Origin of the sequence: Paenibacillus brasilensis, from assembly GCF_009363115.1 — a bacterium.
GTDB lineage: Bacteria > Bacillota > Bacilli > Paenibacillales > Paenibacillaceae > Paenibacillus > Paenibacillus brasilensis.
Window position 1 is genome coordinate 4,178,856 of sequence record NZ_CP045298.1, and the last position, 24,179, is coordinate 4,203,034.

The 24,179-nt window shown below is 47.0% G+C and carries 23 protein-coding genes; 15 read left to right on the forward strand and 8 right to left on the reverse strand.

What is annotated here, in order from left to right; genetic code table 11:
- The first annotated feature begins 14 nt into the window (after positions 1-14).
- The gene (locus GCU48_RS19910; protein WP_152381215.1) at positions 15-659 is read left to right on the forward strand and encodes an O-methyltransferase; all 645 of its coding nucleotides are present in this window, start codon (positions 15-17) and stop codon (positions 657-659) included.
- A gap of 109 nt (positions 660-768) precedes the next feature.
- Here the strand turns inward: GCU48_RS19910 and GCU48_RS19915 are convergent, their stop codons facing one another.
- The gene (locus GCU48_RS19915) at positions 769-1,989 is read right to left on the reverse strand and encodes an MFS transporter (protein WP_152381216.1); all 1,221 of its coding nucleotides are present in this window, start codon (positions 1,987-1,989) and stop codon (positions 769-771) included.
- A 231-nt stretch (positions 1,990-2,220) separates the two neighbouring features.
- Here GCU48_RS19915 and hemE point away from each other — a divergent pair, with 231 nt between their 5' ends.
- The 9 genes from hemE (at position 2,221) to GCU48_RS19960 (ending at position 12,608) form a co-directional block, all read left to right on the forward strand.
- Positions 2,221-3,267 (forward strand): uroporphyrinogen decarboxylase, encoded by a 1,047-nt coding sequence (gene hemE, locus GCU48_RS19920; protein WP_152381217.1) that lies wholly within the window; start codon positions 2,221-2,223, stop codon positions 3,265-3,267.
- A gap of 33 nt (positions 3,268-3,300) precedes the next feature.
- Positions 3,301-4,242: a ferrochelatase gene (gene hemH / locus GCU48_RS19925; protein WP_152381218.1), complete on the forward strand. Its 942-nt coding sequence runs from the start codon at positions 3,301-3,303 to the stop codon at positions 4,240-4,242.
- Between the two features lie 7 nt (positions 4,243-4,249).
- On the forward strand, positions 4,250-5,695 hold the full coding sequence (hemY, locus tag GCU48_RS19930; RefSeq protein ID WP_152381219.1) for a protoporphyrinogen oxidase: 1,446 nt from the start codon (positions 4,250-4,252) through the stop codon (positions 5,693-5,695).
- 136 nt (positions 5,696-5,831) lie between these two features.
- Positions 5,832-7,319: a CapA family protein gene (locus tag GCU48_RS19935; RefSeq protein WP_152381220.1), complete on the forward strand. Its 1,488-nt coding sequence runs from the start codon at positions 5,832-5,834 to the stop codon at positions 7,317-7,319.
- A gap of 79 nt (positions 7,320-7,398) precedes the next feature.
- A complete protein-coding gene (locus GCU48_RS19940) occupies positions 7,399-8,169 on the forward strand; it encodes a glycerophosphodiester phosphodiesterase (protein ID WP_025715834.1) in 771 nt (256 codons plus the stop codon).
- Between the two features lie 39 nt (positions 8,170-8,208).
- Entirely contained in the window at positions 8,209-8,832 is a 624-nt protein-coding gene (locus GCU48_RS19945) for a fumarylacetoacetate hydrolase family protein (RefSeq protein WP_152381221.1), read from the forward strand.
- A gap of 238 nt (positions 8,833-9,070) precedes the next feature.
- Positions 9,071-9,877, forward strand: coding sequence for a DUF92 domain-containing protein (locus GCU48_RS19950; protein ID WP_152381222.1), 807 nt, complete (start codon positions 9,071-9,073; stop codon positions 9,875-9,877).
- Positions 9,878-9,959: 82 nt separating this feature from the next.
- The gene (locus GCU48_RS19955; protein WP_152381223.1) at positions 9,960-10,532 is read left to right on the forward strand and encodes a TetR/AcrR family transcriptional regulator; all 573 of its coding nucleotides are present in this window, start codon (positions 9,960-9,962) and stop codon (positions 10,530-10,532) included.
- Between the two features lie 126 nt (positions 10,533-10,658).
- Positions 10,659-12,608, forward strand: coding sequence for an ABC-F family ATP-binding cassette domain-containing protein (locus GCU48_RS19960; protein ID WP_152381224.1), 1,950 nt, complete (start codon positions 10,659-10,661; stop codon positions 12,606-12,608).
- Positions 12,609-12,782: 174 nt separating this feature from the next.
- Here the strand turns inward: GCU48_RS19960 and GCU48_RS19965 are convergent, their stop codons facing one another.
- The 5 genes from GCU48_RS19965 to GCU48_RS19985 all read right to left on the reverse strand — a co-directional run bounded on the left by GCU48_RS19965 (position 12,783) and on the right by GCU48_RS19985 (position 16,756).
- Positions 12,783-13,820 (reverse strand): M42 family metallopeptidase, encoded by a 1,038-nt coding sequence (locus tag GCU48_RS19965; protein WP_152381225.1) that lies wholly within the window; start codon positions 13,818-13,820, stop codon positions 12,783-12,785.
- 14 nt (positions 13,821-13,834) lie between these two features.
- Positions 13,835-14,215: a LapA family protein gene (locus tag GCU48_RS19970; protein WP_049825025.1), complete on the reverse strand. Its 381-nt coding sequence runs from the start codon at positions 14,213-14,215 to the stop codon at positions 13,835-13,837.
- Between the two features lie 114 nt (positions 14,216-14,329).
- Positions 14,330-16,126: an oligoendopeptidase F gene (pepF, locus tag GCU48_RS19975; RefSeq protein WP_152381226.1), complete on the reverse strand. Its 1,797-nt coding sequence runs from the start codon at positions 16,124-16,126 to the stop codon at positions 14,330-14,332.
- A gap of 200 nt (positions 16,127-16,326) precedes the next feature.
- Entirely contained in the window at positions 16,327-16,515 is a 189-nt protein-coding gene (locus GCU48_RS28205; protein WP_007429808.1) for a hypothetical protein, read from the reverse strand.
- 7 nt (positions 16,516-16,522) lie between these two features.
- Positions 16,523-16,756: a hypothetical protein gene (locus GCU48_RS19985; protein WP_013309704.1), complete on the reverse strand. Its 234-nt coding sequence runs from the start codon at positions 16,754-16,756 to the stop codon at positions 16,523-16,525.
- Positions 16,757-16,927: 171 nt separating this feature from the next.
- Between GCU48_RS19985 and GCU48_RS19990 the strand changes: the two genes are divergently transcribed.
- From GCU48_RS19990 to GCU48_RS20010, 5 genes are all read left to right on the forward strand, one after another.
- The gene (locus tag GCU48_RS19990; protein ID WP_007429810.1) at positions 16,928-17,125 is read left to right on the forward strand and encodes a cold shock domain-containing protein; all 198 of its coding nucleotides are present in this window, start codon (positions 16,928-16,930) and stop codon (positions 17,123-17,125) included.
- 207 nt (positions 17,126-17,332) lie between these two features.
- On the forward strand, positions 17,333-18,748 hold the full coding sequence (locus GCU48_RS19995) for an MATE family efflux transporter (RefSeq protein ID WP_152381227.1): 1,416 nt from the start codon (positions 17,333-17,335) through the stop codon (positions 18,746-18,748).
- Positions 18,749-18,938: 190 nt separating this feature from the next.
- Positions 18,939-20,018 carry a tetraprenyl-beta-curcumene synthase family protein gene (locus GCU48_RS20000; RefSeq protein WP_152381228.1) on the forward strand — a complete coding sequence of 360 codons (1,080 nt, stop codon included), beginning with the start codon at positions 18,939-18,941 and terminating at the stop codon, positions 20,016-20,018.
- A 23-nt stretch (positions 20,019-20,041) separates the two neighbouring features.
- Positions 20,042-21,013 (forward strand): 6-phosphofructokinase, encoded by a 972-nt coding sequence (gene pfkA, locus GCU48_RS20005; protein ID WP_152381229.1) that lies wholly within the window; start codon positions 20,042-20,044, stop codon positions 21,011-21,013.
- A gap of 117 nt (positions 21,014-21,130) precedes the next feature.
- Entirely contained in the window at positions 21,131-21,340 is a 210-nt protein-coding gene (locus GCU48_RS20010) for a DUF3906 family protein (protein ID WP_025715823.1), read from the forward strand.
- Here GCU48_RS20010 and GCU48_RS20015 read toward each other — a convergent pair.
- Positions 21,337-22,707, reverse strand: coding sequence for an MATE family efflux transporter (locus GCU48_RS20015; RefSeq protein WP_025715822.1), 1,371 nt, complete (start codon positions 22,705-22,707; stop codon positions 21,337-21,339). The genes GCU48_RS20010 and GCU48_RS20015 overlap by 4 nt on opposite strands.
- Before the next feature lie 167 nt (positions 22,708-22,874).
- Complete coding sequence (locus GCU48_RS20020) at positions 22,875-24,053, reverse strand: putative glycoside hydrolase (RefSeq protein ID WP_152381230.1); 1,179 nt, start codon at positions 24,051-24,053, stop codon at positions 22,875-22,877.
- Positions 24,054-24,179: the final 126 nt, after the last annotated feature.

The window sequence follows — 24,179 nt, forward strand, 5'->3', positions numbered from 1 at the left end:
AGGAGAGATGGAACATGGAAATTACACCGAATATGACGCCTGAACAATATGTAGACCAACTGGTACAGGAGGATGAAGCGCTGCGCGCCATCAGGGAGGCCATCATTGGAGAGGGAATGCCTGAGGTGTCGGTTGCTCATCCCTATGGCAAGCTACTGACTTTTTTAATTGAGGTGTCCGGCGCCCAGGAGGTATTGGAAATTGGCGCGTTGGGCGGGTACAGCGGGTTATGTCTGGCTCGTGGGCTGGGGAAAAAGGGACGTATTGTATCCTTGGAGCTAAAAGAAGCGTATGCGCGACTTGCGCATAAGCATATGAAAAATAACGGTTACGGTGATTGTGTTGAATATCGTATTGGACCTGCAGCGGACAGTTTGCAGGCACTTCAGGAAGAGGGACGAACCTTTGACTTTTTTTTCATTGACGCGGATAAGGAAAATTACCCGGTATATTTGGAATATGCGATTGCTCTGGCGAAGCCGGGTGCCATTATTGCCGGCGATAACTGCTTCCTTCGTGGACGTACGCTGAATACAGATAAAAATGGTCCTGCCGTACAGGCCGTGAGACGCTTTAATGAAACGATCGCTACAGACCCGCGTCTGGTAAGTACGCTTTTGCCAGCCTATGATGGTTTAGCACTAGCGAGAGTAAAATAACACGCAGCCCCTATCTCCATAGCTCCACAAAAAGAACCTCCGTGTCCACAACAACGTGGAGCGGAGGTTCTTCAATGTTTCCAAAATGCTAATCTCACAGTAGGTTGTCTTACCTGAAATCATGCGCGGTCTTATCACTATAGAGTTTCATACGTACCCAGAATATGTTGACGATCAACAGGACACCCGACATAATGAACAATCCTTCGATGCCGATAAACCCGGACAGTACCCCACCAATAACTGCACCCAGCATATTCCCTAGCGCAAGCGAGCTAGTATTGAAGCCGAAAGAGCGGCTTTCCATGCCTTCCGGTGTATGCGTGCGAATCAGTGCATTTACACTGGGCAACAGACCGCCCATAAACACACCCATGAAAAAGCGGATAATGACAAGTTGCCAAACTTCATTGACAAAAGCCTGCGGAATGAGCATAACTGCTGTTCCGAGCAGGGAGATGGTCAAAATTTTGTGAGCTCCTATCTGGTCACTCAATCTTCCAAGCAGCGGTGCAGCCACCATATTGGATACGCCGGTAATGGCCGTAACAAACCCGGCAATCAGTGCAATTCCTTCTGCGGAGCCATATAGCTTCTGTACATACAAAGGTAGCAGTGATACCGTGCTAATCATGGCAAACTGGAGCAGGAAGGTCACGGTGAACAAAGCTGGAAGCTGAGGCGTATGGCTTAGCTCCTTTAGCCCGGCAAGTACCGAGATTTGCGGAGTACGTGCAGCTTCCGCTTTGCTGAAGTTTTCTTTAACCAGAAACATTGCAATTAAAGAGGCCAGGAAAATAAGAGATCCTGTAATGTAAAAGATTGGTCTGAATCCGACCAAGTCTGCCAAAAAGCCACCTAGGAGAGGGCCAAGAATTGTGCCAGCCATCTGACCAGATTGCATAATGCCCATCGCGAATCCAGTTCGCTCCTTAGGTGTGGTACCCGACACCAGAGAAATGGAGGCCGGATTGAAGCCCGAAATCGTACCGTTCAGCAGACGGAGTGCTAGCAGCTGCCAAGGATGGGTGACCAAGCCCATGCATCCGATCACTAGGGCCATACCGAAGCCTGAGCGAAGCAGCATGACCTTGCGCCCATATCGGTCCGCCAGCTTGCCCCACAAAGGCTGAAATATAAATGAGGTCAAAAAGTTTGCGGCAAAAATAACTCCGGCCCATAGACCGATATCGTGCTCTCCCTTTACATGGAGGTCATGAGCCAGATACAGGGCGAGGAACGGAGTTATCATTGTAATACCCGCATTGACCAGAAACTGACCGACCCATAGCACAATGAGGTTGATTTTCCATGTCTCCCACGATTTCAATGTGCGCTCACTTCCTTTCTGCCATTCTCATCCTGTTGTAATAAATGTTCATCCATATATAATTACCCGGAGCTTTAAAAAAGCCATCCCTTTAGTATAGCACACTTCATTGAAACTTTATCCAAATGTCATGGGTTTGTCATGGTTTGTTCGAGAGCGGCGGTTGTTACGACTCTTGAAAAAGGGCATAATAAAATATAGTATTTATGATTCGAACTGGAGGCTGAAGTCATGACCTACAATGATACCTTTATTCGCGCTTGCCGCAAGCAGGCTGTGGATCATATTCCCGTATGGTACATGCGGCAGGCCGGAAGGTATGACCCTGAGTATCGCAAAATTAAAGAAAAATATACGTTGCTAGAAATTTGCCGCCAGCCCGAGTTGGCCGCAGAAGTGACTTTAATGCCCGTGCGCAAGCTTGGGGTGGACGCTGCTATTTTATATTCTGATATTATGAATCCGGTAGCCTCGCTTGGGGTTGATTTTGATATTGTCAAAAATATTGGCCCGGTTATTGATAATCCGATCCGGTCAGCTGCGGATGTAGACAAAATGCGCCCGATTGATGTGGAACGCGATCTGGGTCATATCTTGGAAACGATTCGTATCCTGGAGCGTGAATTGAAAGTGCCATTAATTACGTTCGCTGGGGCGCCTTTTACAATCGCCAGCTATTTAATAGAAGGAAGACCATCCAAAGGATATATTCGTACCAAAGCGATGATGTATGGAGAGCCTGAACTATGGCATCGTCTGATGGATAAGCTGGGGGATATGGTGATTACATATGTACGTGCCCATATCGCTAACGGCGGTAAGGCATTTCAATTGTTTGATAGCTGGGTAGGCGCGCTTACGCCTTATGATTTCCAAACTTTTGTCCTACCGACCATCACACGTATTTTCCATGAGTTGTCCGATCTGAATGTACCTAAAATTTATTATCCAGGTGTAAGCTCCGGTGAGTTGCTCCCACATTTAAGTGAGGTAAAAGCCGACGTGATTGGGCTGGACTGGCGGGTAAGTATACCTGAAGGGCGCCGTCGTCTGGGGAACGATTTTGGTGTGCAGGGAAACCTGGACCCTTATGTGCTCACGGCCCCAATAGATGTGATCAAGCAGTACGCAAAAAAAATCGTAGATGAAGGAATACTGGAGCCAGGATATATTTTTAATCTGGGTCACGGGTTATTTCCTGAGGCCTCGCTAGATAAGTTAAGAGAGCTTACGGAATATGTACATGAGTATTCACGCTCCGTTATATCAAAGAATTAATACATTTAGAAATATTCAAGGGGTGATCTGTTAATGAAAACCAAAGTGGGTGTTCTGGTTATGTCCTACGGGACGCCGGAGAGTCTGGATCAGGTCGAGGCCTATTATACACATATTCGTCGCGGTAATGCCCCCTCACCGGAGCAGTTAAAGGAATTGAAAGATCGCTATGAAGCTATTGTGGGCGGTGTTTTTCCACTGCGTCAGAATACGGATCGTCAGGTTCAAAATCTGCAAGAAACCTTAAATCGGGAGAATCGCAACCCGGGCATTGAATTTATTTGTTATCAGGGACTCAAACATGCCAAGCCGTTTATTGAGGATGGTGTGGAAGCAATGGTGCAGGATGGTATCCGTACAGCGGTGGGTGTCGTGCTGGCTCCGCATTATTCCGTTATGAGTGTAGGTACTTACATTAAGCGTGCACAGGCCAAGGCACAGGAACTGGATCTGTCTATAACTTTTGTAGAGAGCTATTATCTTCATCCAAAGCTGATTAAGACGCTCACAGAGCGTGTGAATGCCAAGTTGGCGCTTTTTGAAGAAGCAGGGGCCAAACGTGATGAGGTTCGAGTTCTGTTCAGTGCGCATAGCCTGCCTGAGCGGATTGTGGCTATGGGTGATCCTTATGTGGAGCAATTAATGGCTACATCGCAGGCTGTTGCGGACAAGGCGGGAATTACCAACTGGCAGTTTACGTGGCAAAGCGCGGGTCGCACGGCAGAGCCTTGGCTGGGGCCTGATATTTTGGATACCATGCATAGTCTCAAGGAAGAGCAGGTAGAGTATGTGCTCGCTGCGCCGGTCGGCTTCGTATCCGATCACTTAGAGGTGCTATACGATCTGGATATTGAAGCGCAGGCTTTGGCGAAGGAGCTGGATATGCGTTTTCAGCGCATAGATTCGCTCAACAGTGATCCGCTATATATGGAGACGCTTAGTGATGTCATCATAGACCAATGGAAAAAGGGATGAGGACATAATGGAGCAAAAATTACGCAAAATTGTGATTGTAGGCGGCGGCTTGACCGGGCTTAGCGCAGCTTTTTACATACGGAAAATGTACAAGGAGACTGGCTACACACCACGAATTACACTGGTGGAGAAGGCTCCTGTGCTGGGCGGCAAAATTGAAACGTTGCATAAAGACGGGTTTGTGATTGAAAAGGGGCCGGATTCCTTTCTGGCCCGTAAAACAGCCATGATAGACCTGGCAAAAGAGCTGGAACTGGATCATGAACTGGTAAGCACGAATCCCGACGCAAAAAAAACGTACATTTTGCATGAAGGACAGCTTCATCCGATGCCTCCCGGTCTGGTACTGGGCATTCCTACGGAACTGAAGCCATTTCTGCGCAGCGGATTAATCTCCTTGGGTGGGAAATTGCGAGCTATGATGGATTTTGTCATTCCGCCCCGCCGCGAACCTGGAGATGAGGCATTGGGTGATTTCATCGAACGTCGACTGGGTAAGGAAGTGCTGGAAAATGTGACCGAGCCGCTGCTGGCCGGGATCTACGCCGCCAACATGAAGACGCTAAGTTTGCAGGCGACTTTTCCGCAATTTGCAGAGGTTGAGCAGCAATACGGAAGCCTCATTCACGGGATGATGACCGGGAGAAAACCAGCCGAGACACATACTGGTACAAAAAAAAGCGTCTTTATGACCTTCCGTCAAGGCCTGCAAAGTTTGGTGCACGCGTTACTGAATGATTTGTATGACTGTGATTTGCGCACGGGAATTGCTGTTACCGAATTCACAAAGACAGCAGAAAGTGAAGAAAGCGCCTATCGTGTTACTCTGGACAATGGAGAGACGCTGGAGGCAGACGATATTTTTGTAACGACTCCAACCTTTGCTGCTGCACCGCTCTTGCGAGAGCATGTGAATGTGGCTGCACTGGAGGCTGTAAATTATGTATCTGTGGCCAACGTGGTTATGGCCTTCGATAAAAAAGATATTGAGAATGTCTTTGACGGTTCTGGTTTTCTCGTTCCCCGTAAAGAGGGGCGCAGTGTGACGGCTTGTACGTGGACATCTGCCAAGTGGCTGCATACGAGCCCGGATGATAAGGTGCTGCTGCGCTGCTATGTAGGGCGAGCAGGAGCGGAGGAAAGCGTAGAATTGCCGGATGATGATCTGATTGCGCTGGTACGGCAGGATTTGAAAGAGATGATGGGAGTTACGGCGACTCCGCTGTTTACCGAAATTACACGTCTTCGCAATTCCATGCCGCAATATCCCGTAGGGCATCCGCAGGCTATAGCCGATCTGCGGGAAGAGCTGGGAACTGCCATGCCGGGAGTGTATGTTCTGGGCGCTGGCTATGATGCGATCGGCTTACCGGATTGCATCCGTCAGGCCAAGGAGTGGGCCGCTAATGCCGTCCAAGCAGCACAGCAGGAAGCGGTTAAGGTACAGTTGTAAAAGTTCGATGATGAACCCTTCGTGTTCTAGGCGAGGGGTTCTATTTATATTGAAATTTGATATATAATGGAGAAGGTGAAAAATTCGCCGAATAAAAGGAATTCATGCATATGCTATGGCATAGAAGGAGTGAAGAATGTACCCTCCCAGATCACAGCGAAATGAAGGTAGGAAGAAAACGAGAAAAACCAAAATAGGCAAGGCTTGGATCTTAACGAATCTTGTCCTGCTGCTAATGATTATAGGTCTTTTCGGTTATTATTACATATTTGAACGTGACAACAGTAGCTCACTTGCGGACAACGGAGAGCTTTCGCAATCAGAGAAGAAAATCCAAACGGGATCTACTGGGGAAGGAGGGGCTTCTGCCCCGGTGAGCAAGAATGTTACAGCCTTGTCCAGTAAACAACTGGACGAAGGTTCTGATGTAGATAAGCAAGCTACTGACGATGGAGCAAAGCAAGCTGCTGATGCTACGGCAAATACGGGCAACCGTTCGGAAAAACCGTTGGATACCAAAGATTCCGAAAATGATTTATTGGTATCTGATTCATCCTCAGAAAAAGATGGGTATGCATGGGGTGATTCTACAAACAAGAATACCTCAGGTAGCGAGCCATCTGCCCATAGGAGCGAAACGGCTGCTACAAATAAAGCTGAAACGGACGGTAACCCTTCATCCACAGTCACGCTTCACTTTGTAGGGGATGTGCAGTTTTCCGGTAAAGTTGAGCAGCGGCTGGAGAAAAACGGATTTGATTTCCCATATCAATATCTTGGCAACTTGTTTCGTAAAGACGACCTGACGGTCGCCAATCTGGAAACGCCGGTGACAACCGGTGGTGTTGGTGCGTTAAATAAAACGTATGTGTATAAATCTTCTCCCAAGGCGTTAACTGCGTTGGCCACCGCAGGGATAGATGCTGTAAATTTGGCTAACAATCATATTTTGGATCAGGGTACAGATGGCCTATTGGATACACTTAAATATTTGGATGAAAAGGGTATAGCTCATGCTGGAGCCGGACGTAATGCAAAAGAAGCGTATGCTCCGCACTATTTTGAACGTAAAGGCATTAAAATTGCTTTGTTAGGGGCTACACGTGTCATGCCAGAAGCCAATTGGAATGCAGGCGTCAAGCAGCCCGGTGTTGCTGGAGCGTATGATTCGACTGCCATCGTGGAATCCATCCATGAGGCCCGCAGGCAGGCAGATCTGGTGATTGTCATTGCCCATTGGGGGAAAGAGCGCGCCACTGCCCTGGAGCCGCATCAAACTGAGCTTTCACACGCTTTTATTGATGCCGGGGCCGATCTTGTTATCGGGGGTCACCCGCATGTGCTTCAAGGGATGGAGCAATACAAAGGCAAATGGATTGCATACAGCACAGGCAATTTTATTTTTTCCAAATCTATGGTCCCAGCCACTTGGGATACAGCGATATTTCAGGCAACCTGTACCCGAAGCGGGACTTGCGCTATGAAGCTGACTCCCTACCGGGCGGAGCTGGGTCAACCAATCCCATTGAAGGATGCGGAGGCCAACAAAATTTTGCAGAGAGTGGCAGCATTGTCGCCGGGAAATGTCTCAATAGGTGCGGATGGTACAGTAAGTGCTCACTAAAGTTTGGAAAAAAACCTCAATTGAGAATTATGGAACAATTATATGAAGAACTCCTTTGTGGATGGAGGTCATAATTGGGATGAATCATTTGTGCGTGGCTCACCGCGGCTTTTCAGGTATTGCTCCCGAGAACACGTTGGCGGCCTTTAGGCTTGCGCTGGAGCAGCCGTTTGTACACTGGATTGAGCTGGATGTACAGCTATCGAAGGACGATGTTCCGGTGGTCATTCATGATTTTACGCTAGAGCGAACGACGAATGGGACGGGACGGGTAAAGGACCTGAACTGGAAAGAGCTGCAACAACTTGATGCAGGTAGCTGGAAAGATGCAGAATATTGCGGAGAAAAAATCCCTTCTCTCGCGCAGGTCCTGGATATGTGTCGCGGCCGTGTATCACTCAATATTGAACTTAAAACAGCGGGCGATATGTATCCCGGCCTCGAGAAAGCTGTACTTCGTGAAATTGTGATGAGGCAGATGGAGGGTGAAGTGGTATTGACCTCCTTTGAGCGTACCGCTTTACGCCGCACCAAAGAGCTGGCACCTGAGATCCGTACCGGACTGATTATCGACGCGCGTCCAGACGATTTGGCAAAGCAACTGGAGAAGCTGCAATGCTCTTTTCTATCCATGGGCTATCCGCGTCTGGATCGAAACCTGATGAAGGACCTGACGGGACGTGGTATTACGGTTATGGCATGGACGGTGGATGACCGCCGCATCATGCGGAAATTGTCCGCACTGCATCCTGAATTGATGATTTGTACCAATTGGCCGGATCGCTGGGAGCAAGTTTTTTTGCTTTCCAAGCACCGATTGTGGCACTATATACGTAATCTTATTCGTTAAATCAACGTATTACACATGGGGGAAGGGTGGTTGGTCGTAATGAACGCGGAAATTCGTAATGTTTACTGTGTCGGACGCAATTATAAGCTGCATGCAGAGGAATTGGGGAATGATGTTCCTGCTGAACCGATGATTTTTTTAAAGCCTTCCCATGCGGTTTTACCGCTGGATGGTGCTACGCTGGAGCTTCCCCGGGATAAAGGTGAGGTTCATTTTGAAGCTGAGCTGGTTGTGGCTGTCGGGCGTAATTACGAGCCGGGGATGTCTGCGGATACGTGTTTGAGTGCTTTTGCATTTGGGATTGATTTTACCCTGCGTGATGTACAAAGCGTTCTTAAGAAAAAAGGCCATCCCTGGACTGCCGCCAAGGGCTTTAAGTCGGCTGCTCCTCTAACTCCCTTCCTGCCCTTGAAGCGCTTGGACATGCTGGAACAGCACGAGTTTAGCCTGCTCAAAAACGGACAGGAAGTACAACGCGGCCATATCAGGGACATGATTTTTTCTATTCAGCACATCGTTGACTACATAGCGACTCATTATGGGTTGGGTGAGGGTGATATCATTTTTACAGGCACGCCAGCGGGCGTTGGCCCTGTCACAAGCGGGGATCGCTTCGAGCTTTTCTGGGGAAGTGATCGTCAGGGAAGCTGCACCATCGCCTAACAGTCAGCGAAATACTACTAAGTAAAGCGGGGACTTCTTGGTAAATGCCCTATGGTTGGGCTAAGTGCTTGAACCTGGTTTGGTTGGTAATGAGTGAACTAAGCAAATAAGAATTGTGAAGGCCGTGTCCTCTGCCAAAGCATGGGGCACGGCTTTTATATCAGCGCAGAGCGAGGTACAATAATAGAAAGAACTGAAAAACGAAATCGGGAATTCCATTTAAAAGCGGGGGGATTGGATGGACTGGATTATCGGAATGCTTTGCGCTGCTGTAGTAGCGGGGGCTGCTTTTTATAAAAAATCTTTAACCTTATCGGGCTTTCTCGCAGCTGTATTGATGGGAACCGTGTATTATGGGGCGGGCAATCTGTTCTGGTTCGGCACCTTGCTCCTGTTCTTCATTACATCAACTCTCCTGTCTAGGTTCAAAAAGGACCGCAAGGCAGAGCTTGAAAAATCGTATGCCAAAACCGGTAATCGGGATGCAGGTCAGGTGTGGGCCAACGGGGGATTAGGCATGCTGCTATGCCTGGGGGATGCAGTATGGCCTCATCTGACCTGGCAGCTAGCATTTGTTGGTGTCATGGCTACGGTCACATCTGATACGTGGGCAACAGAATTCGGCAGTCTAAGTCGTAAGCCGCCACGTTCGGTGCTTAACGGAAAGGTGCTGGCGCCCGGAACCTCGGGAGGCGTATCTGTAATGGGAACGACTGCGGCCTTGGCTGGGGGCGTATTGATCGGAATAGGTGCATGGCTTTTCGGATACGCCATAGGAACGCCGGGCTTGCCGCTAACGCTGTGGGTATTGATTGGAGGCATATCGGGGAGTGCGGGGGCCTTTGCTGATTCCTATCTTGGTGCGACGGTGCAGCGGATGCGTTCCTGCACGGTTTGTGGACGGGAAGTAGAAGTAGACTCACATTGCGGACAAGCAACGGTGTATGAGCGTGGCTGGCATTGGATGAGTAATGATCGGGTGAATAGCATTAGTTCTATTTTCGGAGGCTTGGTTGCTCTTATAGGTATTTTCTTTATACTCTGAACACCGTGATGGAGATCGATACAACAAAATATCTGTTTTATAAATTGACCGTGCTTTAATCATTGTATAAGGAGGTGCGAAGATGAGCGGTATACACGGAGATAAATATGAAGCCATTTTGGATGCCGCTTACACAGTCTTCGGCGCCAAAGGCTTTTATGAGAGTAAAATTTCCGAGATTGCAGAGGATGCAGGTGTTGCCAAAGGCACGGTTTACTTGTACTTTAAAAGCAAGGAGCAGCTATTTACAGCAGTCACACGCAGAGATTGCGAGCAATATCTTGCCGAAATGCAGGGGGCACTGGTCCAACACAATTTGGCAGAGGGACTGCTGCGGATGGCCAACTTGCATTTGCATTACTATTACAAGCGCAAGCAGCATACCCAATTATTTTTTATGACTCCGAACAATAACCCTGATTTAATAGAATTTATGCGGGGGTTTATTCGGGACTATACAGATATGGTCACAAATAAATTGGCGTCAGAGGGTGTGCAGCAGCCCGAGTTCCATGCGAAGGCCTTTATCGGTATGCTGGAACGTATGAAAATGGATATTTTATGGAATCAGGATTTCCACGAATGTGACGTGGATCAGACGGCTGAATGGGCAGCACATTTATTTATGCACGGATGTAAAGCCAGGGTGCAGTAATTCTGACATTTTGTAGCTAAAAACCGTACTGATCTTGTTCAGGTAACGGTTTTTTTAATCATTAGCTGTGTCTGTGTTAAAATAAAAAGGATGCAGCACAAAACTGGGGAAGAGTAGGGAATCCGTATGAATATTATGACCGTTGAACATATAACGAAAAGCTATGGTGAAAAAGTGTTGTTCCAGGATGCTTCCTTTGGTATGGATGAACGTGACAAAATAGGAGTCGTCGGTGTGAACGGTACTGGTAAATCAACGTTTTTACGAGTGATTTCCGGACTGGAGCCACCAGATGATGGAAATATTGCAGTGAACAATGATGTACGTATTCAGTATTTGGCGCAAAATCCGGAGTTTGATCCTGAGATGAAGGTACTCCAGCATATTTTTCACGGCAACCAGCCAGAAATGAAAGCGGTGCGTGAATACACGGAAACCATGGAGCTGTTGGAGCTGGATCCGGGCAGCGAGGAGCTTCAAAGCCGACTGTTGCGAGCAAGCCAGCAAATGGATATGCTTCAGGCATGGCAGTTGGAGAGCGAGGCCAAAAGTATACTTACTCGGCTGGGAATTACTCAGTTTGAGGCGCGAATGGGCGTTCTTTCCGGCGGTCAGCGCAAGCGGGTGGCTTTAGCGGCGGCTTTGATCCAACCCTGCGAGCTGCTTATTTTGGACGAGCCTACCAACCATATTGATAATGATTCCGTGGAATGGCTGGAGCAATATTTACAAAAAAGACGCGGTGCGCTATTAATGATCACGCATGATCGTTATTTTCTGGATCGAGTTGCGAATGTCATGCTGGAGCTGGATCATGGCCGGCTTTTCCGCTATGAGGCTAACTACACCCGTTTTCTGGAGTTAAAGGCAGAGCGCGAGGAGCGAGAAGCGTCTTCGGAACAAAAAAGGAAAAACCTGCTGCGTAATGAGCTGGCCTGGATTCGCCGGGGAGCCAAGGCTCGTTCGACCAAGCAGAAAGCGCGCATTGAGCGCTATGAGCAGCTCAGGGATCAACAGCCAGAAGCTCGCTCAGGATCGGTAGAAATGTCCGTAGCCTCTACGCGTCTCGGTAAAAAGATATTGGAGCTGGAGCATCTGTCCAAATCGGTAGATTCTCGCAAGCTGATACAGGATTTGAGCTATATCGCCGTTCCAGGGGATCGTGTTGGTGTCCTGGGCCCCAACGGCAGTGGGAAATCTACCCTGCTCCAAATGATTGCCCAGCGTGTACAACCGGATTCCGGCAGTGTTGTGCTGGGACCGACTGTGAAACTCGGCTATTTTACGCAGGAACATCAGGAAATGAACGAATCACTGCGTGTCATTGAGTACATCAAGGAAGAAGCTGAGGTGATTCGTACAGCAGACGGATCAACGATTACAGCCGCGCAAATGCTGGAGCGTTTCCTGTTTGCGCCAAACGCCCAATGGACGATGATTTCGCGATTGTCCGGGGGAGAAAAACGGCGCTTGTATCTGCTGCGTGTCCTTATGTCTGCTCCGAATGTGCTGCTGCTGGATGAGCCTACAAATGATCTGGACATTCAGACCCTTTCCGTGCTGGAAGACTATTTGGATGACTTCCCAGGTGTGGTTTTTATCGTCTCTCATGATCGGTACTTTCTGGATCGGACGGTGGATAAAATACTCGCATTTGAAGGCGAAGGACAGGTACGAGTGCATGTGGGCGACTATAGCGAGTATGCAGAATGGATGAGCAAAAATGCTCAATCATCTGCGGCTACGTCTGTTTTGCCGGGCACAGCTTCTTCGGCTCGGTCTTCTGCGCCAAAGTCAGAAGGTGCTTCGAATTTGGTCAAGGAGACAAGCAAAGTCAAGCTTAAATTCACCTTTAAGGAACAGCGAGAATATGAGCAAATTGATGAGCTGATTGAACAAGCCGAAGAGAAGTTGGCCGACATCCAGCGACAGATGGAGGAGGCTTTCAGTGATTCTGCACGACTCCAGGAGCTTATGGCGGAGCAAACGAAGGCCGAAGAGCATCTGGAGTATCAAATGGAGCGCTGGACCTACCTGAACGAGCTGGCCGAGCAAATTGAACAAAGCAAGTCATAAGCTTTCAGATAGCACGTAACCAACATGGTGCAGAAGAGATTTTTTTTGTTGCTAGACTAAAAAAGCAAGTCTCCGTAAAGCCGGACGACTTGCTTTTTTATTTACTGATCTGTTTAGCCGATCTATTTTACTGACCTATTCTCCAGGGTAACAGGCCGGTTGTCATCATCCAGATTAAGCCGTCACATAAGCTGCAAGCAGGCGAGCCGTGTTCACCACGGCCTGCTTGTGCGTACGCTCCATCGCGTGGGAAGCGTGTACACCTGGGCCGATCAGTGCTGCCCGGATGTTGTTGCCTGCCTTCAGCGCAGCCGAGGCATCTGAACCGTAGTGCGGATAAATATCAACCGCATACGGAATATGGAGCTCTTTGGCCAAATCAATCAGCCGAGTCGTCATATGATAATCATAGGGCCCGGAGGAATCCTTGGCACAGATAGAAACATCTGTTTCCTTGCAGCTTAGATCTTCACCTATACAGCCCATATCGACAGCTATCATTTCAGTGATTCCTTCGGGTATGTATGCCGCTCCATGTCCCACTTCCTCATAGTTGGAAATGAGCAGTTTAACGGTATGCCGAGGCTTCCAGCCTTCGTGTATGGCGGATTCCAGTAAACCAAATAGTGCAGCTACACTGGCTTTATCGTCCAAATGCCTCGATTTGATGAAGCCGCTCGGTGTTACGACTGGGCGGGCATCAAATGAAATAAAATCGCCCACCGCAATGCCAAGCTGAAGTACGTCTTCCTTGGATTCAACTAACTCGTCAATCCGTATCTCCATATGACTTTCTGTGCGCTCAAAGCTGCGTGCATCGTCATAGACATGCACGGATGGATGACTGGACAGAATGGTACCTGTATACGTATGTCCGCTTCTGGTATGAATCAGACAGTATTCGTTCTCAATGCTGTTCATCATAAAGCCGCCAACGGATGTCAGACGCAAGGTGCCTTGACTTGTAATCGAGCGTACCATCGCGCCCAATGTATCCACATGCGCGCTCAGTGCCACCGTATAGCCTGTTTCCTGGCCTTCCAAAGTCAAGATGGCGCCGCCTTTAGCGTTCCATTCGATATGTACCCCAAGGCTTTCAGCTTCCTTGCGGATCAGTTCCATCACCTGATAGGTATAGCCACTGGGACTGGGCGTATTCAGCAGCCGATTTAGAAAGGTCATGATATAATTCTCATTCAATTGAATCGTCATTTTGTTGCTCCTCCTCATTTGGACAACCGATCAGGGTTAGAGGGCGGTTGCTCTGTATCTTTGTCGGATGTAGATAGCGTACTCGATGAATCAAGCATGTCATAGGTCATGCCATCGTCGTATGCTTCCATCGCGGAGTTGTGCTCTTCTTGAAGTGTATGAAGCTGAGCAGTCAAACGTTTAATCTCTCGCTGAAGCTTATATTGGCGGAAGATACCAAATGAACCGACGATAAGTCCGCCTAAAAGAGTACAGCCAAGAATAAGCAGGATCAAGGGGATACTCACCCTACTAAACAGAAGGTTCACTTGAACCGAGTTCACATTAATGACGGCAAATACAGCCGTTAACAAGGCGATAACAAGAGCGGCGATTAAAGACCATTGTGTTTTCAAAATGCCACCTCCTCCCGTTCCAATCTTACGGTACATTATAAAATCCCTTGCCCGTCATGGACAAGGGATTTATCCGTGCATCATTTTAATGCTGGATTTGATGCGTACACGGTTCTACTTTCCTTCAGTTAGCTTTTCCATTTCCGTAATGACTTCCTCGAATACGCTCATCGCCTCACGAATCGGCTGCGGAGAGGACATATCAACGCCAGCTTTCTTCAAAATATTGATCGAATAATCGCTGCCGCCGCTCTTCAAGAAGCCTAAGTAACGGTCAACGGCTGGCTGGCCTTCTTCGAGAATTTGTTTCGAGAAGCTAGTTGCTGCTGAGAAGCCGGTGGCATATTTGTAGACATAAAAACTGTTATAAAAATGAGGGATACGTGCCCATTCCATTTCAATGTCTTTGTCTACCTTCATGCCTGGCCCGTGATATTTCACATTCAGATCATAATAGATCTCTGATAAAAGCTGCGGTGTAAGGGACTCTCCCTGTTCTGCGCGTTCATGTACAATCTTCTCGAATTCTGCAAACATCGTTTGACGGAAAACAGTTGTACGGAATTGGTCCGCATAGTAAGTGAGAAGATACATTTTCTCTTTTGGATCGGTAGATTTCTTCAGCAGATAATCCATCAGTAATGCTTCATTGGTCGTAGAAGCCACTTCAGCTAGGAAAATGGTGTACTGTGCATCCCGATATTTCAAGGCGTTGTCAGAATAATACGAATGCAACGCGTGTCCCATTTCATGAGCAAGTGTAAACATGCTGTTCAGATTATCTTTATGATTCAGGAGTACATAAGGATGGGTGCCATAAGCACCCCAGCTGTAAGCGCCTGTCCGTTTATTTTCATTTTCGTAAACGTCAATCCAGCGCTCATCATAGCCTTTTTGCAGAGAAGCCAGATAGTCCTCGCCCAGTGGCTTAAGCCCTTTCTTCGTTTGCTTTTTGGCATCTTCATACGTTATGTCCATCTTATATTCGTCCACAAGCGGAGCAAACAAATCATACATATGAAGCTCATCCACACCTAACAATTTTTTGCGCAGCTTGATATAACGATGGAGCAGAGGGAGGCTTTCATGAATGGTATTAATGAGATTTGTGTACACTTCCTTCGGGATGTTGTCACCGTATAGTGACATTTCCAATACGGAAGGGTACTTGCGAACACGAGAATAAAAAATATTTTTATTCACATTGGCATTCAGTGTGGAAGCAATCGTATTTTTATTTCTGGCATACGTGTCATAGACCGCTTTAAAAGCACGCTCGCGTACTTCACGGTGCGGACTTTCGAGGAATTGAATATAGCTGCCATGGGTCAGCTCAACCTCTTTGCCGTTTTCATCCTTGATTTTAGGAAACTTCAAATCGGCATTGTTCAGCATACCGAAAATCGTTTGCGGAGCCTGAGCCAGATTGCCAACCTGAGCGAGCAGGGCTTCTTCTGCTTTGCCCAAAACATGCGCCTTTTCCCGCTTCATTTCTTGAAGGGTAAATTTGTAATCCGCCAGCTTCGGATCTTTAATGAAAGCATCAAGCTGTTGATCCGGCAGTGCCAAAATTTCTGGCGTCACGAAAGAAAGAGACTCGCCAACCTCAACGCCTAGTTTCTTGGCTTTTTGCGAAAGCCCTTGATATGTAGGTTCAGCCGTATCCTCATCATGATGCAGATGGGCGTACACATAGACTCGCTCGGTTTTGAGCGACAGTTCATCTTCCAGTTTAAAGCATTTGCCAATCTCTTCGGCTGAATTAAGCTTGCCTTGGAATTGTGCAGCCTTTTTGGCTAATTGTTTGACTTCTTCGTATTCTTGATCCCATGCTTTGCGGTCAGGAAACAGGTCTTCCAGTTTCCATGTATTTTCTACCGGTGCATCGGCGCGTTTTACAATTTTACTCATGGGGAGCCTCCTCTGATCGAACATAATGTGGGGTAGGGCTGCGGCGGTAAGGGACGGATGCCAAAACGAAGAAACCGCCACGCTTACCGTAAGCAGCAAGGCAAGAGGTTTTACGGGATGCATATAACGGCATATCCTCCTTATACCATGGCTTGTCATGCCATTAGTATGACCTCTTACCCCCGAAAGTATAATTTTTCTTACTGTGGGTTGGAACCTATATTTAATAAGCTGTATACAATAAGATAAAAGGCAAGGCAAACCATGATTACGGCAGTGAGGGCCATCCACTTTTTGAGAGGAGCCGGTATCGTATCACGTTTCATGATCAGCACTCCGCCCAGCGTGAAGGCCAAAATAATGAAGATGAGATAGCTGTTGGACACCATGAATCAGCTATACCTGTTTGAAAGCGTTCATGATCCGCTGCCACTCTTCCTCGTTATCTTGAAAGGACTGCTTGGGAAACCGATTTTGAGCCCAGTGCATCAGCGCCGGACGGCTCAAAAAGGTGTGGGCTTCCTCGCCCCAATCATCGGATATTTCCCGTAGAACGATGTAACGGCCCTGCACCTCGACAGTCATCATGTTCCAATTGTCTTTTTTGTATATTTCGTGTTTTTTCATCATATGCATGTCTCCGATAATAGATGTTTTGGTTCATGATACCGCAGTTTCCGCAGCAAAAGCAAATCATTCCAGCCTGAAAATTCATCAAAAACATCAATTGCATTGTGAAAAAGCATGAAGTATAATATGGATATTCGCCATAGATGGCGGTATTTTTAGGAGGTTGTTCACTTGAAAGGTACAGTTAAATGGTTTAACGCAGAAAAAGGTTATGGCTTCATCCAAGTGGATGGTGGCGAGGACGTATTCGTACATTTCTCCGCAATCCAAGGCGACGGCTTCAAAACTTTGGAAGAAGGTCAAGCGGTTGAATTCGAAATTACTGAAGGTAACCGTGGACCACAAGCAGCTAACGTTATCAAACTGTAAGTGTAACTGAATTGTAAGAATTGTTCCGTTACTACGGATGTCTTATATATTACGGTTAAACGATGAATTGAAAGCGCAGTTCCTTAAAATTTAAGGGGCTGCGCTTTTTTGCGTAAAAACGTTTATGATATGAAGAGGTTAAATTGGAATAGGGTATTATACGTATAAAGCCAAGCAAAAGTCACTTTAAATGAAGGAGCTGATTAAATGAGTGCAGCAGAGGCTAGTTCTAAGCCTTCCTTAATTGAAGGTCCCATTGCAAAAACGCTGTTTATGTTCTCTTTGCCGATGCTGTTCGGAAATATTCTGCAATCCCTGAATGGAACCATCAATTCGATCTGGGTCGGGAAGTTTCTCGGAGAGGCTGCATTGACTGCTGCTTCCAACGGAAATATTATTATGTTTTTTCTGATCAGTTCGATCTTTGGCGTCACGATGGCTGCTACCATTATGATCGGACAAAATATCGGAGCAGGAGACATTGCCGAAACCAAGCGTGTAGTAGGCACTAGCGCAGTTTTTTTTCTAGTGCTTGCTTTGGCTATAGGTATTATCGGTTTTGTGGGTGTTCCGTGGATTCTTCATGTGCTTAATACACCTGCCGAATCCGTGGATATGGCAATCACGTATACACGCATTATTTTCGCGGGTATGCCCTTTTTGTACGGATATAACTACATTATGACCGTCATGAGAGGGGCTGGAGATTCTAAGACACCGTTTTATTTTCTGATCGTTTCCGTCGTGCTGGATGTACTACTCAACCCGCTATTGATATTCGGATGGGGACCGATACCTGCAATGGGTATTGGAGGTTCCGCAGCTGCTACCCTGATCGCTCAAGGGATCAGCTTCGTACTGATTCTCATTTACCTTTATCGTGTAAAATACTTTTTGCGCATTACATCTTCAGAGCTTCACTTGTTAAGATTCGACTGGAAGATTATTTGGACCCTGATCCGTAAGGGAGTGCCAATGGGTTTGCAAATGATTGCTGTCTCTACCAGTGCAATTGCGTTAATGAACCTGATTAACGGCTACGGGACTGTGGCAGCAGCAGCTTATACGGCAGCGAATAATTTGTCAAGCTATGTGCAAATGCCGGCAATGGCTTTAGGTGCGGCTGTGTCTTCGTTTGCTGCTCAAAATATCGGGGCCGGACGTTGGGATCGAGTGAGCAGGACAACCTGGATTGGGATTGTGTACAATTTTGTGTTGACTGGCGGAGTGGTGGTATTAATTTACGTGTTTGACCGTCAGGCCTTGCTGATGTTTCTTCCTTCTACGGGAGGGGCAATGGAATTGGGGATGCGGATTAATCTGATTACCCTGTGGTCCTTTGTTATATTCGGCATTACCAATGTCATTACAGGCGTTGTTCGCTCTACGGGTTCCGTAATGATACCACTTTTAATTACCATTGTTTCATTATGGGGCATTCGTATACCTTTGGCCTATGCATTTGTCGATAAGTATGGTCTGGATGCTGTATGGTGGAGCTTTCCGGTTGGTTTTTCTATCTCTGCAGTGGCTGTGGTTGTCTATTATGCTTCTGGCAAATGGAAGCAAGCAAGTATGGGAGAGATTCCCCAGGATATGAAGCCAGTAAAAAATGAGGGATAAGTAGGACGTTTATGCTATTTTTGACTAACTAAACATTACAGGAGTAAGCTTTTTTGAAAATAGCCCATTTTCCTTGGATAACAAAGAAAAAAGTGAGGTTGTTCATTTGTGCTAAAAGGACGATCATATTATAATGAATATGGTTTGGATAGGTATAATTACGTAGACAACAATGTGGAGGCACCGTCATTTGAGTTATGTTGAGCAAGGACGTTATCAAGTACCGAGAGGCCCCATAGGTTTAATGAGCCGAATGTACAAGCATGTTCTCCCTGAAACAAAACAACAATTGAGCAACTGGAAGAGCAAGGCGGAGCAGATCCCGGACCCCGAGTTGAGAAGTCAGGCACTTGCGAGTATAGCGGAAAAGACGTTTCACTGTGTAGGAGGTGCGGTTTATGCCGCAGCCAATATGTCTGCACGACAGACGCTAATTCCGCTGATCGTGGCGTACCAGACCATTAGCGATTATCTGGACAACCTGTGTGATCGCAGTACGTCTATGAACCCTGATGATTTCAGGCTGCTCCATCAGTCTATGCTGGACGCGATTAATCCGGCGGCTAAACCAGTGAACTATTATGAATTGCGTCGGGAGCAGGAGGATGACGGTTATTTGACCGGGCTGGTGACAACCTGTCAGTCTTGTGTAAGCAGACTTCCGGGCTATGAGGCGGCAATGCCTTACGTTCAGGATTTAGCGGGATTATACACGGATTTGCAAGTATACAAGCATATTAAACCCGAGCTGCGGGAACAAGCGCTTTTGGACTGGTGGTCGTTACATAAAGACCGTACACCGGAGCTTCGCTGGAATGAATTTGCTGCGGCTACGGGTTCAACCCTGGGGGTCTTTATGCTGTTTCTTGCTGCCAGCGACCAGCATCTCACAGATGCGGGGGCTGCCTCAATACATGCATCGTATTTTCCACATGTGTGCAGTCTTCATATTTTGCTGGATTATCTAATCGATCAAGACGAAGACCGGAAGGGCGGAGATCTTAACTTTTGCAATTATTATAAAGATGCCGACATGATGCTGGACCGGATCGCCTACGTTGTGAATCGGGCGCGGGCTGATATTGCAGATGTCCCTGCCAGCTCCTTTCACCGGATGATTATCGAGGGATTGCTGGCTTTATATTTATCCGACCCCAAAGTTAGCGAGCAGCAGGATGTGCGCGCTGTTTCGAGACGTTTAATGAAAAACAGTCCGCTCATGCGTTTGTTTTTCTTATTGAACAGTCGATGGATAAGAAGGCTTATATGATTATTTTGAGGAGGTCATAAATCATGACAGCAGTTAAGAAAATTGCAGTATTAACAAGTGGTGGAGATTCACAGGGGATGAACGCCGCAGTTCGCGCCGTTGTGCGTAGCGGCTTGTATTTTGGACTGGAAGTGTTCGGGATTCAACGCGGCTACCAAGGTCTTTTGAACGATGATATTTTCCCGATGGATCTGAGAAGTGTTGGAGATATTATCCAACGTGGGGGTACGGTACTCCAATCTGCCCGTTGCCTTGAGTTTACGAATGAGGAAGGACAAAAGAAAGGCGCACAAATTTTACGTGACCATGGAATTGACGGCGTAGTCGTGATCGGTGGCGACGGTTCCTACCAAGGGGCTAACAAACTGACCAAGCAAGGCATTAAAACCATGTGTCTTCCAGGTACGATTGACAATGATATTTCCTTCACAGACTACACCATTGGTTTTGATACGGCGGTTAGTATCGTAGTGGATGCGATCAATAAGCTGCGTGATACGATGTCATCGCACGAACGTTCTTCCATTGTGGAAGTTATGGGACGTCATTGCGGCGATATTGCTTTGCATGCTGGGCTGGCTTCCGGCGCGGAAACTATTTTGGTGCCTGAGGTAGAGTTTAACCTGAACGAAGTATCGGATCGGATGAAGCAAAACTTTAAGCATGGCAAACGCCATAGTATCATTATCGTTGCAGAAGGCGTAGGAAAAGGTGAAGATGTAGCCAAGGTTATTCAAGAAAACTGTCCGGATTATGAACCGCGTGTTACGGTGCTGGGTCATATCCAACGTGGAGGTACACCAACCGCGTTTGACCGCAATCTGGCCAGCCGTTTGGGTGATTTTGCTGTTCGCCAATTGATCGAGGGCGTATCTGACAAAGCTTGCGGAATGATTGATGGCAAACTGGTAGCTACAGATATTGGCAAGGTAGTAAGCACGAAAAAAGAATTCAATATGGAACTTTACGAGCTGGCATTGCGTTTGTCCCAATAATAAGAGCCTTTATTTGTAGTAGATCGGTTCTAATTTTGGAGAAACGTAAAATCATGCGGATGACCCGAGTCATCCGCTATTTTTTTAGCTTTAAATACTGTGAGGAGGCTATAACGCATGTATTTGTTTAAAATCGAAGTGGACAGCTCAGAAGGAGCTTTAACGGTCATTCTCGCTGCTGAAAATGAAGAACAGGCATTTAAGGAGATGGATCAGCATGTAGAGAGACACTTTCTGTATCCTCCCAAGCTGAATGAGGTAGCTATTGTGGAGAAGAAAAGAATAACTGCAGGCGCAGCATATGTTATCGAGACACGCAAAGGCTAGACAGCCTCTGCGTGTTGTTTTTTATCGGTAAAACGACGTTGTACCAGCATTAGACGCCCGAGAAGTAAAATGGCGCCTATAGCCAAACCTGTAATCAAACCGATCCAGTAGCCGTAGGGGCCCCAGGATGTCCAGCGAGCGAGTATATACCCCACGGGAAGCCCAATGACCCAATAGGACAGGAATGTGAGCAGAAAGGCCGGATTGACATCTTTATACCCGCGTAGTGCCCCTTGAGTAGGCGTAGCGATGGCATCCGAGATTTGAAAGAAAATCGCATAGATAAGAAAATGCTGAGTCAACTGAATCACTTGCGGATCGGTTGAATAAAGTCGAGCCACTTGTTCACCCCAGATGAGCAGAACAATAGCTGTGATCAGCGACAGACCCACTGCGGTGCTGATGCCCAGTACACTATAGGTTTTGGCATCCCGCGAGCGATTAGCTCCTGTTTCATAACCGACGAGAATCGTAAGTGCCATACATATGCTAAGCGGAAGCATATACAGCGTGCTCGCAAAGTTCATGGCGGCCTGGTGAGCGGCGATGGTGGCCGTATTATAACTGCTCATCAAGAGAGTGACAGCAGAGAAAATGGCAGTTTCGAAAAATATAGCAAAGCCAATCGGTACACCAATATGGATAAGCTCTTTCCAGGCGCTGGAGGCAATTCCGTATATTTTGCGGAAGATTCGGTATTCGGCAAATTTCTTTCCTCGGTGCGCGGTGATGCCAGCGATCAGCATAATGATCCAGTAGGTGGTGGCGGTTGCAACCCCAGATCCCACACCGCCCAGACGTGGAAAGCCCCAGTTTCCGTAAATAAACAAATAGTTTAACAGAATATTGATGGGAAGTGACATCAATGTGATCGCCATTGTAAATCGAGTTTGTCCTAGAGCATCCATAAAGCTTCGGAGCACCGTGTAGGCGAATAATGGAATAACACCAAATGCCATCGCACAAAGATAGTACACTGCAACGCTTTGAACCCTCGGCTCCAATTTCATGCTATTCAAAATAGGATTGACGAGAAAAAGGCCTGCAATCAGAACAATGATGGATAAGGCAATAGATAGCCATAGCGCCTGAATGACATAATAGGAAACTTTATCTTTTCGCTGTGCCCCAACCAATTGGGACACAATCGGCGTAATCGCCATAAGTATGCCGTTGAGGCCTGTTTGCACGGGGATCCATAAACTGACTCCGATTGCTACACCGGCCAGGTCGGCAGGAGAAAAGTGCCCGGACATATTGGTATCAAAAAAAGTCATCGCGGATAATGCGAGCTGGGTAATCAGGATGGGTAGCAAAATATAAAAGAACTGTTTCCATTTCTGACTCATTGTATTTGTTAATTGCATTTTGTTTCCTCATTTACTAAAGAATTGTCACTCTGATATACCATAAGATATATCATAACATGTCAAGAATCATTGTAAGGGATGCAGTAACATTTGAACAGCAACAAAAAGGACTGCCCCCGTTATTTCAAAAGAGAAGGCAGCCTTTTAGTTCGGGATTCAATACATCATTTGTATGTTACTCCGCTCGTATAGCGGTTGGTTGCATTCCAGAGTAAATATTCATCCACCTGCATATCCTTAAGCGCTCGAATTTGATCCTCGACTTGGATTTTCCCATACTTGGCATAATGGCCGCTGCCTAACCAGCTTGCGGTAAAATCCTGAATCCACGGACGAATAATCGGCTTCAGCTTGCCTGTTGGATCAAGCTTTTTATGTGTATCGACCATGGAGCCTTTTATCGTCTGGTAAGGATTTTTATCCGGGTCCTTGACACCAAACCAGCCTGTTGTGTAATGGCTTGGATAGACCATTGGCGAAATGATGTCAACGTTTTCAGAAATTTTAGTGAAATCCTGTCCGATTCCCTCCGCAGCAGGAACGGATGCGGCATACCCGAAAATATCTACCGATACCCGCACACCCAATGGAGCAAGCTGTTTGCGGGCATATTGCACGAACTCAGCTACGGCATCCGAGCGTGATTGTTCCGATTTGGTATATTTCAGCTTATCAGCTCTTTTCTCAAACCCTTCAGGAAAACGTACATAGTCAAACTGAATTTCCTTAAAACCGAGCTGTGCTGCTTCCTTGGCGATGGCGATATTATAATCCCATACCTCCTTGTTATAAGGATTGACGAAACCGTCTCCCTTGCCGTTTTTCCAAACCGACCCGTCGGGATTGCGGAACGACATTTGGGAATTTTTGTTAGCCAGCACGGTATCTTTAAATACCACGATCCGGGCGATTGGATAAACCTTATGCTGTTTTAAACGATCCATCAGACCGGCAATATCGCGAATAAATTTTTGGGGCTTGCCCAATTTTAGCAGCTCAGGGTTGGTCGTTGGATAAGTTATGTAACCTGCATCATCTTTAATGTCAATGACCATTGCATTGAGCTCCGTTTTGTCGATTAAATCCAGCAGCTGATTCATACGCGAACCGCCTGCACTGTAAGCCGTCACATAGATGCCTTTGATGGCAGGGGTGGTCGGCTGCGGGTCTGATTTGACCGGAAGATTGGATGCATCTACCTTCATGCTATTATGCTGGGCCTGAATCATGGCGCTGCCAAGCGTTGTTGCTACCGTGTCTTTGACACTTGGTGTATTGGCTGTTTGGTCCCCATTACCACTCATCCCCATGGCGATTAACATAATTGCCCAAATCATATTCATTTCCCTGTTCTCTCCCCTATGTCTGACGCTTACCTGATTATACGTAAAGTCATGTATCTAAAAAATAACACCTTTGTAACCAAGTCTGGTGTAGCAATCGTAGTCATCAGGTATAGTCTTACATGA